The organism is Aeromonas bestiarum, from assembly GCF_000819745.1.
Classification (GTDB): Bacteria; Pseudomonadota; Gammaproteobacteria; order Enterobacterales; family Aeromonadaceae; genus Aeromonas; species Aeromonas bestiarum.
Map to the genome: position 1 here is coordinate 12,787 of NZ_CDDA01000010.1, position 13,897 is coordinate 26,683.

General features: G+C 61.9%; 12 protein-coding genes and 2 pseudogenes. 8 read left to right on the top strand and 6 right to left on the bottom strand.

Annotation, left to right across the window (positions count from 1 at the left end):
- Positions 1 to 78: 78 nt before the first annotated feature.
- Both BN1118_RS05555 and BN1118_RS05560 read left to right on the top strand, forming a co-directional pair.
- A pseudogene (locus BN1118_RS05555) lies at positions 79 to 1,361 on the top strand (anaerobic C4-dicarboxylate transporter).
- A gap of 200 nt (positions 1,362 to 1,561) precedes the next feature.
- A complete protein-coding gene (locus BN1118_RS05560; RefSeq protein WP_043554925.1) occupies positions 1,562 to 2,647 on the top strand; it encodes a porin in 1,086 nt (361 codons plus the stop codon).
- Between the two features lie 89 nt (positions 2,648 to 2,736).
- On the opposite strand, the gene mdtH is transcribed toward BN1118_RS05560, so the two are convergent.
- Positions 2,737 to 3,930, bottom strand: coding sequence for a multidrug efflux MFS transporter MdtH (gene mdtH / locus BN1118_RS05565; RefSeq protein ID WP_043554926.1), 1,194 nt, complete (start codon positions 3,928 to 3,930; stop codon positions 2,737 to 2,739).
- A gap of 209 nt (positions 3,931 to 4,139) precedes the next feature.
- Between mdtH and BN1118_RS05570 the strand changes: the two genes are divergently transcribed.
- Positions 4,140 to 5,039 carry a LysR family transcriptional regulator gene (locus tag BN1118_RS05570; RefSeq protein WP_043142060.1) on the top strand — a complete coding sequence of 300 codons (900 nt, stop codon included), beginning with the start codon at positions 4,140 to 4,142 and terminating at the stop codon, positions 5,037 to 5,039.
- Between the two features lie 51 nt (positions 5,040 to 5,090).
- Here the strand turns inward: BN1118_RS05570 and BN1118_RS05575 are convergent, their stop codons facing one another.
- Positions 5,091 to 6,860, bottom strand: a complete 1,770-nt coding sequence (locus tag BN1118_RS05575; protein ID WP_043554927.1) for a M4 family metallopeptidase — start codon at positions 6,858 to 6,860, stop codon at positions 5,091 to 5,093.
- A 352-nt stretch (positions 6,861 to 7,212) separates the two neighbouring features.
- On the opposite strand from BN1118_RS05575, the gene BN1118_RS05580 reads away from it, so the two are divergent.
- The 3 genes and pseudogenes from BN1118_RS05580 to BN1118_RS21590 all read left to right on the top strand — a co-directional run.
- Entirely contained in the window at positions 7,213 to 7,767 is a 555-nt protein-coding gene (locus tag BN1118_RS05580) for a GNAT family N-acetyltransferase (RefSeq protein WP_043554929.1), read from the top strand.
- A 55-nt stretch (positions 7,768 to 7,822) separates the two neighbouring features.
- Positions 7,823 to 8,374 (top strand): GNAT family N-acetyltransferase, encoded by a 552-nt coding sequence (locus BN1118_RS05585; protein WP_043554930.1) that lies wholly within the window; start codon positions 7,823 to 7,825, stop codon positions 8,372 to 8,374.
- A 37-nt stretch (positions 8,375 to 8,411) separates the two neighbouring features.
- Positions 8,412 to 8,534, top strand: a pseudogene (locus BN1118_RS21590) (30S ribosomal protein S5 alanine N-acetyltransferase); the annotation flags it as partial.
- 100 nt (positions 8,535 to 8,634) lie between these two features.
- Here the strand turns inward: BN1118_RS21590 and BN1118_RS05595 are convergent.
- The 3 genes from BN1118_RS05595 to BN1118_RS05605 form a co-directional block, all read right to left on the bottom strand.
- Positions 8,635 to 8,868 carry a hypothetical protein gene (locus tag BN1118_RS05595; RefSeq protein WP_043142271.1) on the bottom strand — a complete coding sequence of 78 codons (234 nt, stop codon included), beginning with the start codon at positions 8,866 to 8,868 and terminating at the stop codon, positions 8,635 to 8,637.
- A gap of 309 nt (positions 8,869 to 9,177) precedes the next feature.
- Complete coding sequence (locus BN1118_RS05600) at positions 9,178 to 10,227, bottom strand: oxidoreductase (RefSeq protein ID WP_043554933.1); 1,050 nt, start codon at positions 10,225 to 10,227, stop codon at positions 9,178 to 9,180.
- Between the two features lie 102 nt (positions 10,228 to 10,329).
- Positions 10,330 to 11,493 (bottom strand): multidrug effflux MFS transporter, encoded by a 1,164-nt coding sequence (locus BN1118_RS05605; RefSeq protein ID WP_043554934.1) that lies wholly within the window; start codon positions 11,491 to 11,493, stop codon positions 10,330 to 10,332.
- A gap of 236 nt (positions 11,494 to 11,729) precedes the next feature.
- Here BN1118_RS05605 and BN1118_RS05610 point away from each other — a divergent pair, with 236 nt between their 5' ends.
- Entirely contained in the window at positions 11,730 to 12,326 is a 597-nt protein-coding gene (locus BN1118_RS05610; RefSeq protein ID WP_043554935.1) for an XTP/dITP diphosphatase, read from the top strand.
- Between the two features lie 85 nt (positions 12,327 to 12,411).
- Positions 12,412 to 13,557 carry a radical SAM family heme chaperone HemW gene (hemW, locus tag BN1118_RS05615; protein WP_043554936.1) on the top strand — a complete coding sequence of 382 codons (1,146 nt, stop codon included), beginning with the start codon at positions 12,412 to 12,414 and terminating at the stop codon, positions 13,555 to 13,557.
- A 116-nt stretch (positions 13,558 to 13,673) separates the two neighbouring features.
- Here hemW and BN1118_RS05620 read toward each other — a convergent pair whose 3' ends face one another.
- Positions 13,674 to 13,892, bottom strand: a complete 219-nt coding sequence (locus BN1118_RS05620) for an alternative ribosome-rescue factor A (RefSeq protein WP_043554937.1) — start codon at positions 13,890 to 13,892, stop codon at positions 13,674 to 13,676.
- Positions 13,893 to 13,897 lie beyond the last annotated feature (5 nt).

Consider the following 13,897-nt stretch of genomic DNA (forward strand, 5'->3'; position numbering starts at 1 on the left):
CGGTCTCACCCAGCCCCATCGGGAATTGGCTTTTCTGCCAAATAAAACCTAAAAAAACTGGAAAATGGAGTGTTCACTATGATTGTTATCGAGTTACTTGTCGTGCTCGCCGCTATCTATCTGGGAGCCCGGATAGGCAGTATCGGTATCGGCTTTGCCGGTGGTCTGGGTGTGCTGGTACTGACCTGGGGCCTGGCCCCTGGGACGTGATCATGATCATCGCGTCCGTCATCTGTGCCATTGCCTGTATGCAACTGGCCGGTGGCATGGACTACCTGGTGTCGCTGGCAGAAAAGGCCTTGCGCAAGAACCCCAAATACATCACCTTCGCCGCCCCGGTCGTCACCTATCTGATGACCATGCTGGCCGGTACCGGTCACACCGCCTTCTCCACCCTGCCGGTGATCGCCGAAGTGGCCAAGGAGCAGGGCATTCGTCCCTCCCGTCCGCTCTCCATCGCGGTTGTCGCCTCCCAGATCGCCATCACGGCCTCCCCGATCTCCGCGGCCGTGGTTGCCTTCTCCGGCATGCTGGAGCCGTTCGGTGTCGACTACCTGACCCTGCTGGCCATCTGCATTCCGTCCACCTTCCTCGCCTGTATCCTGGGCGCCTTCATTGCCAACATGATGGGCAAACCGCTGGAGCTGGATGAAGTCTATCTGGAGCGTAAAGCCAAGGGGCTGATCAAGCTGCGTGGCACCACCAAGCTGGAGCTGAAGCCTTACGCCAAGGTTTCTGTCTGGATATTCATCGCCGCCATCGTGGCCGTCATGGCCTATGCCACCGCCATCTCGGGCAAAGTGGGCCTGATCGCCAATCCGCCGATCCCCCGTGACGGTGCCATCATGGGCATCATGCTGGCTGCTGCCACCATCATGACCCTGGTCTGCAAACTGGACGCTACTCAAGTGACCAACATGCCGACCTTCAAGTCCGGTATGTCTGCCTGTATCTGCGTACTGGGTGTGGCCTGGCTGGGCAACGTCTTCGTGAAAGGCAACATGGACACCATACAGCTGATCGCCGGCGACCTGCTGAACCAGTACTCCTGGCTGCTGGCCGTGGTGCTGTTCTTCGCCGCCATGCTGCTCTACTCACAAGGCGCCACCACCAAGGCCCTGATGCCGGCCGCACTGGCGCTGGGTGTCAGCCCGCTGACCGCCATCGCCTCGTTCGCAGCCGTGAGCGCCCTGTTCGTACTGCCGACCTACCCGACCCTGCTGGCCGCGGTCGAGATGGACGACACCGGCTCGACCCGGATCGGCAAGGCCGTGTTCAACCACCCCTTCTTCATCCCCGGCACTGCGACCATCGCTTTCGCCGTGGCACTGGGCTTCTTCTTTGGCGGTCTGATACTCTGATCAGCATTTCATGCCATAAACCTTCAAACGGCCCGCGACGGGCCGTTTTTTATGCCTCGTTTTTACGTCAAATCATTAATTAATCCTCATCCGCTTCAGTTTCTATCAAGGTTCGCAGATCTACTCTGGGGCATCGGAACAGAGACCGATCAACAGGGCCGAGCACAGGTCCGACAGTGTTTACACCAGAGGAATGAACAATGAAAAAGACCGCATTGACTATGGCCATCTCCAGCGTGCTGCTGGCCGGTGGTGCGCAAGCCGCTACCGTCTATGACCAGAACGGCACCAAACTCGAGATCGGTGGCCGTGCTCAAGGCATGTACTACGGTACCGATAACAACGGCACCGAAGGTGATCAGAGCTACTTCCGTCTGCACGTTGGCGGCGAGACCAAGATCGACAACGAGCTGACCGCGTTCGGCTTCGCTGAATACAACCTGCCGGTCTCCGGCTCTGACAACGACGAGCTGCGTTTGGCTTACGCCGGCATCAAGCACGATCGTTTCGGTGCCTTCAGCTATGGCCGTCAGGATGGTCTGTTCACCAAAGCCGTGAACAACTACACAGACGTGCTGCCTGAGTGGGGCGGTGACGGCCTGGGTAAAGACACCGAAGTGTTCGGCACCGGCCGCACCAATGGTCTGGCCCAGTACATCTACACCTATCAGGGTCTGACCCTGGGTGCCCAGTTCACCGGCAACAACGATCCGCAGAACGCCGACCGTTCCGTGATGAACGGCCCGAACAGCGCCTGGAATTCTGAAGGGTCTGCAGAAGGTTTCGCCGTCTCAGCCAACTATGACTTCGACATGGGCCTGAGCTTGGGTACCGCCTACAACCAGGCAGGCAAGACCGACGAACAGGCTGCCAACGCCGCCTTCGGTGGCGATCGCGATGCCAAGCTCTACGGCGTGGGTGCCAAGTACGCAGTCGGCGACCTCTACCTGGCCGCGACCTACTCCCACGGTGAAGACCACCTGTTCGTCAACAACGGCTACGCCGAGAAGATGGATGGTTATGAAGCCGTAGCCCAGTACACCATCGGCAAGTTCAAGCCGTCTCTGGCCTACCTGCGTACCGACGTGAAGGACAGCGCTCACGGTATCGATGACACCGCCACCGAATACGTATCCATCGGTGCCTGGTACAACTTCACCGACAACTTCAACGCCTATGTTGATTACAAGATCAACCTGTTGGACGAAGTGGGTTCTACCAGCATGAATACTCTGGGCAAGAACACCGACGACGTGGTCGCCGTGGCCCTGCAGTACAACTTCTAAGTAATTGGAAGTCAGTTATACCCTGTGATACCAATGTCTACTGCTTGAATTACTTCCGGCCGCCCTGCGGCCGGTTTTTTTATTGCCTGTCAGATGTTGACCCGCGCCAGACTCGGCTCGCGGTGAAAACAGTTCACCAGCAGCAGCAAGGTCGTCACACCGACCGTCCCCAACACCAGCCAGGGTAACCAGGGCTGCCCCTGGGCATTGGCGTAATCATGCAGGGCACCTCCCCCCACGTATCCCGTCATGCCACCGAGCGCCAGCCCCAGCCGGCTGAAGCCCATGTAACTGCCACGCGCGCCCGGCTGCGCCAGCTTGGTCATGAGGGTCTCCCGCGCCGGCTCGGCGATGACGATCCCCAGATAGAAACAGGCAAGCAGCATGAAGACGGCGGGCAATGTGGTCGCAAACGCCACCAGCCCGATACCGGCCGTCATCAGCAACACGCCCGCCATCAGTCGGCTCTCCAGCTTGAAGTACTTCTCGCCATAACGGGCGAGAGGGTAGAGCAGCGCCAGCGAGATGGCGGTCTCCAGGGTATACATCCAGCCCACCGCCGTGGTGCTGCCCGCCATCTGTTTCACCAGGATGGGGAAGATCAGCATCACCTGCACCCAGAGCGCGTAGTAGCCGCTCAGGATCAGCACCAGCCGGCAGAAGGCCTTGTCCGCCAGCACCTGGCCGAGGCCGGCCCGGATAGGCGTCGGCCGCTGCGAGAGCTTGTAGGCCGGCAGGATCAGCAGGTTGCACAGCGCGGCGCAGACAAACAGGCCGGCCCCCAGCAGGCAGACATACTCGAAGTCGAAGTTGAGCAGCCAGCTGCCGAGCAGGGCCCCCACCACGGCGCCCGCGCTCTCCAGCATCATCAGCAGGGAGATGTAGCGACCCCGCTGGCGCGGACGGGTGAACTTGATCACCAGGGCGGCCCGGGGTGGATCGAACAGACAGCCCCCCAGCCCCGAGATGATGCAGGAAAGGATCAGCTCAAGCCCGCTCTGGGCATAGGCCAGACTGGCAAAGCCCGCGGCCCGCAACAGCATGCCGCCCACTATGAGTGGCCGGGCGCCAAACTTGTCTGCCAGCGAGCCCCCCAGCACCCCCAACCCCTGCTGGGTCAGCTGACGCAGCCCCAGCGCCAGACCGACCACCCCGGCCGCCCAGCCAAGCTGATCCACGAAGCGCAGGCTGATCATGGGCATCACCACGAAAAAACCCAGGATCACCAAGAGGGAATCCAACGCCAAAAACCACCGCCCCAACCGCCTCGCCCGCTCTACCATGACTGCCTGACCCCTGCTTCGCTAATGACATCCAACTCGCTCGTCTCATCGCCCGGATGACGCCGTCGCCAAACCGGGTCAAGGGTGACTGCAACCCTCTGACCCGGCATGGCAATATGCCAATGCACAACGATTGATACTGCTATTCTGGAAGGCCGCCAGATATAGTGGTAGCCGACAACTGGCTATATTTCATATTGGATTACGTTATGGCTATGACCCTGGATGACTTGCAACTACTACTGGATGTGGTCAATCGCGGCAGCTTCAGCAAGGCGGCGGCCATTCGCGGCTGGTCGCAACCCATGGTCAGCCAGCGGATCGCCGTGCTGGAACAGGCGCTGGGACAACCCCTGTTTCGCCGCCACAGACGCGGCGCCACGCCCACTCCAGCCTGCGAGCAGTTTCTGCCTGCGGCGGCGGCGGCCCTGAGTGCCTTGGAAGGGGGACGCCTGGCGATGCAGGGGGCGCCTGCCCTGCCCCGCATCAAGCTCTCCTGCCTGCCCTCCCTGACGACCGTGGTGTTTGGCCCCCTGCTGCTGGCGCTGGTGGATGAAGCGTTCGAGATCCGCTGCAACACGGATCACTCCGGCATCATAATGCAGGAGCTGCTGACCGGTGAGACAGACGTCGGCTTCATCCTCAAGTGCCCGGCCATCGCCGGCATCCAGCTCGAACTGCTCTACCGCTCCCCCATCATAGCGGTGGCCTGCGCCACCCATCCGCTGGCCGGGCGGCAGGGGCTGACCCTGCAGGACATAGCCAACGAACGGCTGGCCCCCCAGCAGTGGGGCACAGGCTGCGACGAGCTGATCCTGCAACTGCGACTGCTGCGCCAGGTGGCAAGCCCGCTGCACGCCATCCAGCCCGCCAGCGCGGCGCGGGAACTGGCGCTGGAGCACGGCTTCATCACCCTGATGCCGGCGCTCGCCATCAGCCGGGACCTGGAGTTTGGCCGCCTGGTCCAGCTGGATGTGGTGGATCTGCCGCAGGATCACTGGGATGTCATGATGGCCTGGCGCAGCGGCAAGCGGCCCAACCCCGCCAAGGAGCGGGTGCTGGAAGCCGCTCGCACCCTGGCCCGGCGCTGGTCTGGCAAACCCGCATAAAAAAGCGCCGGACAAGTCCGGCGCCAAACGCTAAGTCACATCAAGCAGGGATCAGTAGGTCGCCTTGAGGGTCACACCGGAGAAGGCGCTGAAGCCGCTCAGCTGCACATACCAGGTACCCGCCTTGGGCGAATTCAGGGTGCAGGTCTCGGTGTTGCCACTCTTGTAAGGGCGGCAGTCATAGCTGGTGCCGGTCGGCAGCGCCCCGAACTTCACATAGAGATCCGCATCGCCTGTGCCGCCACTGCTGGCGACCACCAGCTGGCTCTTGCCGGCCGGCACGTCGATGGTGAAGTTCACCTTGCCACCCTTGGCGGCGGAGAGCCCGCTCACCGGGACCCCGTTTTGCAGCACGCTGCCGGGGGGTGGCGGTGTGGTACCGCAGGAGGCGTTGACGCCGACCGTGGTGAAGGCCGCCGCCACGTCAGTCACGCTGTAGCCCAGATCGGTGGCCGCCTTGGTCACGCCGCAGGCGCCCTGATCGTAGGTGGTGTTGGCGCCCCAGTAGAGGCGGTTGGCCAGCACGAACACTTCGAAGGCCTTGCGGGTATTCCAGCCACTGGTGTTGGCCAGCAGGTAGAAGGCACGGTTGTAGACACCCGAGCTGTGGTGCACGTCGATGCCGTCATAGTAATCGCTGGCATGACCGATGGAGCTGCCGTCACGGGTCGGATCCTCGAAGTAGCGCAACGAGCCGTTGCCCTTGAAGATCTGGGCCCCGACCAGCCAGTCGTTGCTGCCCTTCATGTAATTTTCAGCCGCTTCCCCCGCCATGTCGGAGAAGGCCTCGTTGATGCCGCCCGATTGGCCCGAGTAGACCAGACCCGAGTTCTGCTCGGTGAAACCGTGGCTCACCTCGTGGGCGGCCACGTCCAGGCTCACCAGCGGGTAGAAGGTGGTGGCGCCGTCACCGAAGGTCATCTGGCTGCCGTCCCAGAAGGCATTCTCGTAGTTGCGGCTGTAGTGCACCCGCATCTTCAGCTTGAAGCTGAGCGGCGCCGTGTTGTACCAGTTGCGGTACATGTCGAACACCACGTTGCCGAAGTAGTGGGCATCGTTGAGCGGCGAGTAGGCACCGTTGATCTCCTTGACCGTATTCTCCGGGCAGGTGAACTGGTGTACGGCCCCCCCCGTGGTGGCGTGATTCATGTTGACCGTGTCCACGTTCGGGCTGGTCATGCGGCAGCTGTCGTCCACCAGCAGGGGGCCGAAGTCGGAGCCGTAGAAGTATTTGCCGGTCTTGACGTTGCCACCCGGGCCTGTGGCGTCCTTGTGGTTGATCCCCTCCCAGCGCTTGAGCTCGGCCCCGCTCTGGGCATCGATCACCACGAAGGGACGGCTCGGCTGCTCGCTTGCCGCCAGCCAGGAGACCAGATAGACCAGACGGGCCTGACCGGCCTCATCCTGCATCACGAACAGCTTGACCCGCTCGTTGCTGCCCTTGGCCCCGGCACGGGCCTTGCCAGCGGCATCGGCCGGTGACAGGGCGGCGGTCGGGCTGGCCACGTCGGCATCGATCTGGCGCAGGATCTGGCCGGAGACCTGGCTTATCTGACCACCGAGGGACTGTTCGGCCACCAGCACCTGGCCCCAGACCGGGATGCCGTGCCAGGTCTGCTCATAGCGCACCCGCTGCTGGCCATTGGGCAGCTTGACCGCCCGCACCTGACGAAACTCGCCATCCCCGGCCAGCGCGCTCACCCCAGCGGCACCGCTCGGTGCCCCCTGAATGCCCGCCACCTGATGTACGTCAACCTGTTCTGCAGCCAGCGCTGCGCTTCCCCAGCAGGCCAATACCACGGCCAAATAGACTTTGTTCATCTCGTCTTTCCTTAAGTCGATGAAGATTGCACGCCGGGTCCGTTGCCCGGCGTTCCTACACTAGTTGGCACGATCGAAATTGCTGCCTGTCATATGTGACAGCGCAGCACGAACCGGTAGCAGGATCTGCTGTTTCATATGTTTGGTAGCGCAAACAGAACTAAAGGCAGTGAATGACGCTAAAAAAGGGCGGAGAATGACAAGGCCTCGTACAGCCCCCAAGACAGGCCCCTCCATATGGGGATAGCGAACGCAGGCGAGAGACTGAAAGTCCTTGGCGCACAAGGGGTTGATTGGCTACATTGGCTGTTTGGCGGCCCGCACCGGGCCAAGACGCGGCAGGGAGGTAAGGATGTTTTCATGGCAACTGGACGATGAGTTGGCGCTGCTGTTCCTGCAGCCCGACATGGCCAGCGAACTCTTTGGCCTGTGCCGGGAGAACCGTGACTACCTGACCCAATGGCTGCCCTGGCCCCCCTACATACAGCAACCGGCCGACAGCGCCACCTTCATCCGCCACGCCATCGAGAAGTTTGCCCGCGGCGAGGGGCTGACCACCGCCATCGAGTATCAGGGCGAGGTGGTCGGCGTCATCGGCTACAACCAGATCGATCAGGCGCTGGCCAAGGTCACCATAGGCTACTGGCTGGCGGAACGCTGGCAGGGCAACGGCATCATCACCCGCGCCTGTCAGGCCCTGATCCACCACGCCTTCGAGGAGATGGGGATGGAGAAGGTCGAGATCAGCGCGGCGGTGGAGAACGAGCCCAGCCGGGCTGTGTGCGAGCGACTCGGCATGCAGCAGGAGGGGATCAGCCGGCGGGCCGAACGGCTGGCGGACAGGGTGGTGGATCACGTCCATTACGGCCTGCTGCGCGATGAGTGGTTAAGGCAACGAGATCACTGATGGCCGAGGCCGCCCTGGCTGGCACCATGCTTATGAATCCACAGAGGGAACCTTGATGGCACTACCGCACCTCAGCACGGCCCGTACCCGACTCACCGTATTGCCGCCCGAGCGGGCCGACCTGATGCTGGATTTCTATCTGCGCAATCGCGCTCACCTCACCCCCTGGGAACCCAGCCGGGACGAGAGTTTCTATACCCTGAGCCACTGGCATGGCCGCCTGCGCGACAGCTATGGCCAGTTCTTCAACGGCAGCGCCGTTCATCTGGTGGCGCTCGACCCCCAGGGCGAGCAGGTGATCGCCACCTGCAACTTCACCCACATACTGATGGGCATGTTCAAGGCCTGCCATCTTGGCTATGCCATCGATCAGGCCCATGAAGGCCAGGGCCTGATGCAGGAGGTGGTCGAGGCCGGCATCGAGTACCTGTTTCGGGAGCACGGCCTGCACCGCGTCATGGCAAGCTATATGCCCACCAATCTGCGCAGTGGTGCCCTGCTCGAGCGCCTCGGCTTCGAGCGGGAGGGCCTGGCCCGGGACTATCTGATGATCAATGGCCGCTGGGAGGATCATGTTCTCACCGCCCGGCTCAACCCGGCGGTCTAACGCCATCAGGCCAGCCATATGCCAATCCATCACACTGCGCAGCGCCGCCCTGCTCGAGCGCCTCGGTTTCGAGCGGGAGGGCCTGGCCCGTGACTATCTGATGATCAATGGCCGCTGGGAGGATCATGTGCTCACCGCCCGGCTCAACCCGGCGGTCTAGGCAAGAAGGGGCTGGCCAACCGCGGGGGACCTTGCCCGCCAGACATAAAAAAACGGGTCCGGAGCTTGGCTCCGGACCCGTCTTCAGCAGAGGTGCAGGCTTAGTTGGCCTTGGCATCGCTCACTGCGGCTTCAACCTTGGAGGCAGCTTTCTCGACGGTTGCAGTCGCTTCGGAAGCAGCCTTCTCTACGGTAGAGGTGGCTTCGCTAGCGGCTTTCTCAACAGTTGCAGCAACGTCGGCGGCCGGAGTAGCAGCCGGAGCGGCGGCTTCTTCTTTCTGACCACAAGCGGTCAACATCAGACCCAGGATACCGGCTACCAGTACTTTGTTCATGTGCATACCCTCAAAAAAATATGGAGAGATGGTTCGTTCAACCATCACAGTGCGTCCTTTCACCCGGTTAGAAACCCATAGGCCGGGAGCCAAGAGGCGCGCGAAATATATCCCCATACGCGCCTAATGAAAACGAGTATCACAATGATATTTTCTCGTTGGCTGGATGAAAAGAACTGCTACAACGACAAACATTAATACAAAACACTCACCATTCGGTCAACCTGTACAATAAAACACCGCAACTGGCGTAATTACTGGCGATAAACGGCGATTCTCCCCATTCGGGTGAGAGGCGAGATATGCATCTCAGTCAGACAAGTTCTGACAAGCCAGCCGCTTCCCTTGCTGGTGGCTGTCACGGGCCAGATCCAGCAGCGCCATCACCGCCAGTGCCTCGCTGGCCGGCACCGGATTCTCTCCCTCCCCCTTGATGGCGGCGCAGACGCCGCGATAGTAGGCGCCATAATCCCCGCCCTCACCGACCACAGTCTGCTGCTGGAGCTGACCATCCCGAATGCGGCTGAGCTGGCCGGGTTCGCTGTCGAGGCCCCAGTCCGCCGCCGGTGGCCGCTTGCCGAGCTTGAGCTGATCTTCCTGCACATCCATGCCGAACTTGATAAACGAGCCTTCACTGCCGTGGATGACGAAACGGGGCATGGTGGCCGACACCAGACAGCTGCCGTGCAATATCACTCTCAACTCGCCATAGCCCAGCACCAGGTGGAAGTAGTCATCCGCCAGGGCGCCTGGGCGCTGCTGCGCCAAATCCGCCTGCAGCCAGTCCGGTTGGCCGAACAGTTGCAACGCCTGATCCAGAATGTGGGGACCGAGATCGAACCACAGACCCGAGCCCGGGCCGCCCGCCTCGCGCCAGCGCTGGCGCACTTGTGGACGATAGCGATCGAAGTGGGATTCAAATTGGGCGATCTGCCCCAGGGCACCTTCTGCCAGCAGGCGGCGTACGGTGAGAAAGTCTCCGTCCCAGCGCCGGTTGTGAAAGATGCTGAGCAGCCGCTGCTGCTTCCCGGCCAGCTCCACCAGGGCCTTCGCCTCGGCCAGATCCAGCGCGAACGGCTTGTCGATCACCACGTGCTTGCCGGCCAGCAACGCCTGACGGGCTATGGGGGCATGGGTATCGTTCGGTGTGGCGATCACCACCAGATCGACGTTCGGATCGGCCAGCACCTGCTCCAGCGAGCCGACCCGGCAACCGGGCAGTTCGGCCTGCACCTTGGCGGCATCCCGGCTCACTACCCAACCGAGGGAGAGCCCCGGAGTGCTGGTCAGGAAGGGGGCGTGAAAAGTCTGGCCTGCGAAGCCATAGCCCACCAGGGCGGCGTTGAGAGTCTGGCTCATCCGGTTTTCTCCACGGGTCTGTCATTAGGGTCAGGCGAGGTATCGCCTGCAAAAGAGAAGGGGGCTCATGGCCCCCTGAGTGTGCCCATCAGAGCACAGGATTTATTGCAAACACAAGCGCCGGCCCTGCCGGGTCAACAGCAGCAACAGCGGCGGCAACAGCAGCCACATGTGCAGCGCCAGCTGATTGAGCGGATCCGGCATCAACCAACCAGTGATCCCCACCAGGGCGCCAGAGCCGCTCATCTGGAACAGACCGAGCAGGGCCGCCGCCGTCCCGGCGCAGTGGCCGAAGGGAGCCAGTGCCATGCCGGCTGCCGCCCCCAGCACCATGGCAAAGCCGATGCTGGAGAAGAACACGGGCCCCATCATGGCCAGCGGATGCTCGACGTGCTGCACCAGGGTCAGTGCTATGGCCGACAGCGTGATCACCAGCAGGCCGATGCGCAGCGTGCGTCTCGGCCCCACTCTGGCGATGAAGCGGGGCGCCAGGAAGCAGGCCAGTATGTTCAGCGCCGCATTGGCGGTGAACCAGTAGCTGAAGCCGCTCATGTCCAGCCCCAGCTTCACCATCAGCTGCACTGGCGCAGCCGTGACATAGGCCAGGATCACCGCCATCGCCAACATGCAAAGAGAGGCGTTGAACAGGAAGCTCGGGGAGCGCAGCACAGGGCTGTAGCGGGACCAGCTGATGAGCGGGCCGCTGCTGCTGGTCTCGTCCGGGCGGGTCTCCGGCATGCGCCACAGCAGCCAGCTGCCGACGACGACCGCATAACCGGCCATGAACCAGAAGTTGGCAGACCAGCCAGCCTTGGCGGTGAGCCAGCCGCCGAGCAGCGGCGCCAGCGCAGGAATGAAGCAGATGGCGCCGTTCAGGTAGGAGATCATCTGGCCGCTCTTCTTGGGGCCATAGCTGTCACGCACCACAGAGAAGGCAGCGACCGAGGTGGCACAGGCACCGAAGCCTTGCAGCACCCGCGCCAGCATCAGCTCACCCAGGCTGGCGGCAAAACCGGCCGCCAGTGCGCTCAGGCCGTAGAGCAGCACGCCGCCCAGAGCGATGGGCTTGCGGCCATAACGGTCGGCGAGCGGCCCTACCAGCAGTTGCCCCAGTCCCATGCTGAACAGGAACCAGGTGATGGTGCCCTGCATCAGGGTCGCTTCGGCACCGAGCTGCTCGGCCATCTGCGGGATGGCGGGCAGGTAGATGTCAATGGCCAATGGACTGAACAGCACCAGCAGGACAAGCAGAAGAATCAATGGCATCAGTCACCTCAAGCCGTAAGGGAAAATCGATTGGGGCGCGAGTCTACTGACTCACAGTAATGAATTGAAATGGTATTTAATCACTTTGGTTATTCCTATACGGAAACATGTAAGTTGTTCGCATCTCCACCGGGGCCACAGGAGTGGCAAGCCAGGGCGGTATTGAGGGCAATTGGCGCTTTTACTCAAGGCGTGCCCCGCATAGAATGCGCAGATTATTTTTGCGGAGGTGCTCGATGAACAAGCTTGTCCTGGCAACAGGTAACCAGAAAAAGGTGAAGGAATTGGCCGCCATGCTGGCCGATATGAAGATCCAGGTGATCCCACAGAGCGAGTTTGCTGTGCCTGATGCCGAAGAGACAGGCACCACCTTCGTCGAGAATGCCATCATCAAGGCCCGCCACGCCGCCCGCATCACGGGTCTGCCCGCCGTCGCCGACGATTCGGGTCTGGAAGTGGATCTGCTGCACGGTCGCCCCGGCGTCTACTCCGCCCGCTTCGCCGGCGAGCATGCCAGCGACAAGGATAACATCGAGAAGCTGCTGGCCGAGCTCAAAGGCGCCCCCGATTACCTCAAGAGCGCCCGCTTCTGGTGCGTGCTGGTCTACATGCGCCACGCCGACGATCCCACCCCCATCATTTGCCAGGCGAGCTGGGAGGGGATGATCATCGACGAACCCCGCGGTCAGCACGGCTTTGGCTATGATCCCGTGTTCTTCGTGCCCGACCATGACTGCACCTCGGCCCAGATGCCGAGCGAGCTGAAAAACCAGCTCAGCCATCGCGGCCAGGCGCTGGCCAGGCTGAAAGCCGCGCTGGCTGCGACTCACTGAGTTCGTAGCCCCTCACCAATCAAGCATTGTCATCTACAATGGGGGCCGTCAGCCCCCGTTTTTATTTTTGATTATTGGAAGCCCCATGCTGCAACTGCCGCCCCTCTCCCTCTATATCCATGTGCCCTGGTGCGTCCAGAAGTGCCCCTACTGCGACTTCAACTCCCACGCCCAGAAAGGGGAGCTGCCTCACCTCGAGTACGTGGCCGCCCTGCTGGAGGATCTGGATCAGGATCTGAAGTGGGCCCAGGGGCGTCCGCTCTCCTCCATCTTTATCGGTGGCGGCACCCCCAGCCTGCTGAGCGTCCAGGCCATGCAAACCCTGCTGGACGGGGTGCGCGCCCGTATCGCGCTGACCCCGGATTGCGAGATCACCATGGAGGCCAACCCGGGCACGGTTGAGGCGGACAAGTTCGCCGGCTTCCAGCGGGCGGGCATCAACCGCATCTCCATCGGGGTGCAGAGCTTCCAGCAAGAAAAACTGACCCGGCTCGGCCGCATCCACGGCCCCGAAGAGGCGCGTAAGGCCGCCGAACTGGCCCACGCCATCGCACTGCCCACCTTCAACCTGGATCTGATGCACGGCCTGCCGGATCAGAGCCTGGACGACGCCCTCTATGACCTGCAGCAGGCCATCGACTGCGCACCGCCGCATCTCTCCTGGTATCAGCTCACCATAGAGCCGAACACGGCCTTTGCCTCCAAGCCGCCCACCCTGCCGGAGGATGACACCCTGTGGGACATCTACGAGCAGGGCCACGCCATGCTCACCGCCCAGGGCTATCAGCAGTACGAGATCTCGGCCTATGCCAAGGCGGGCTATCAGTGCCGCCACAACCTCAACTACTGGCGCTTCGGCGATTATCTCGGGATCGGCTGCGGCGCCCACGGCAAGATGACGGATCTGGCCTCCGGCCAGATACTGCGCAGCGCCAAGGTGAAGCACCCGAAAGGCTATCTGGATCCCGCACGTTCTTATCTGGACAAGCAGTGGCAGGTGAGCGAGGACGAACTACCGCTGGAGTACTTCATGAACCGGTTCAGGTTGTTCGAGCCAGCCCCCAAGGTGGAGTTCGAGGCTTACACCGGCCTGGGCCTGGAGCGGGTGGAGACTATGCTGGCGATTGCCCAGACCAAGGAGCTGATCGAGGATCTCGGCGACAGCTGGCAGCTGACGGCCCTCGGCCATCGCTATCTGAATGTGCTGCTCGAGCTATTTATGGACGAGTAAAGACGGGTTCACAATCTTGCTGTAAGACAGTGAGCCAGAACCATCGAATAGAAAAACAATCGGGGCGCCATTGGCGCCCCGATTGTTTTTACTTCCTGCCTACGGCAGAAACCCGCTCAGCAGCAGACGCTCATCATCTGCTGTTGGCCGGGCTCCCACCGCTTGCCGTGCTTGGCCTTGCGCTGATAACTGCCCTTGCCCTTCTTGCTGGGCTCAACCCTTGCCTGGAACAGGGGGGAGGTCACCAATGCCTTGAGGTGATTGTCCTGGATGACCCCGCGTTGATGATCGTGAGCGGGCTCTGTGGTGGCGATAGCCACCTTCTGCTTGGCCATATCGG

Bases quoted from the DNA above. Each gene is read 5' to 3' on its own strand.
- BN1118_RS05560 (WP_043554925.1), top strand. From the start codon at position 1,562: ATGAAAAAGACCGCATTGACTATGGCCATCTCCAGCGTGCTGCTGGCC.
- mdtH (WP_043554926.1), bottom strand. From the start codon at position 3,930: ATGGTAGAGCGGGCGAGGCGGTTGGGGCGGTGGTTTTTGGCGTTGGAT.
- BN1118_RS05570 (WP_043142060.1), top strand. From the start codon at position 4,140: ATGGCTATGACCCTGGATGACTTGCAACTACTACTGGATGTGGTCAAT.
- BN1118_RS05575 (WP_043554927.1), bottom strand. From the start codon at position 6,860: ATGAACAAAGTCTATTTGGCCGTGGTATTGGCCTGCTGGGGAAGCGCA.
- BN1118_RS05580 (WP_043554929.1), top strand. From the start codon at position 7,213: ATGTTTTCATGGCAACTGGACGATGAGTTGGCGCTGCTGTTCCTGCAG.
- BN1118_RS05585 (WP_043554930.1), top strand. From the start codon at position 7,823: ATGGCACTACCGCACCTCAGCACGGCCCGTACCCGACTCACCGTATTG.
- BN1118_RS05595 (WP_043142271.1), bottom strand. From the start codon at position 8,868: ATGAACAAAGTACTGGTAGCCGGTATCCTGGGTCTGATGTTGACCGCT.
- BN1118_RS05600 (WP_043554933.1), bottom strand. From the start codon at position 10,227: ATGAGCCAGACTCTCAACGCCGCCCTGGTGGGCTATGGCTTCGCAGGC.
- BN1118_RS05605 (WP_043554934.1), bottom strand. From the start codon at position 11,493: ATGCCATTGATTCTTCTGCTTGTCCTGCTGGTGCTGTTCAGTCCATTG.
- BN1118_RS05610 (WP_043554935.1), top strand. From the start codon at position 11,730: ATGAACAAGCTTGTCCTGGCAACAGGTAACCAGAAAAAGGTGAAGGAA.
- hemW (WP_043554936.1), top strand. From the start codon at position 12,412: ATGCTGCAACTGCCGCCCCTCTCCCTCTATATCCATGTGCCCTGGTGC.
- BN1118_RS05620 (WP_043554937.1), bottom strand. From the start codon at position 13,892: ATGGCCAAGCAGAAGGTGGCTATCGCCACCACAGAGCCCGCTCACGAT.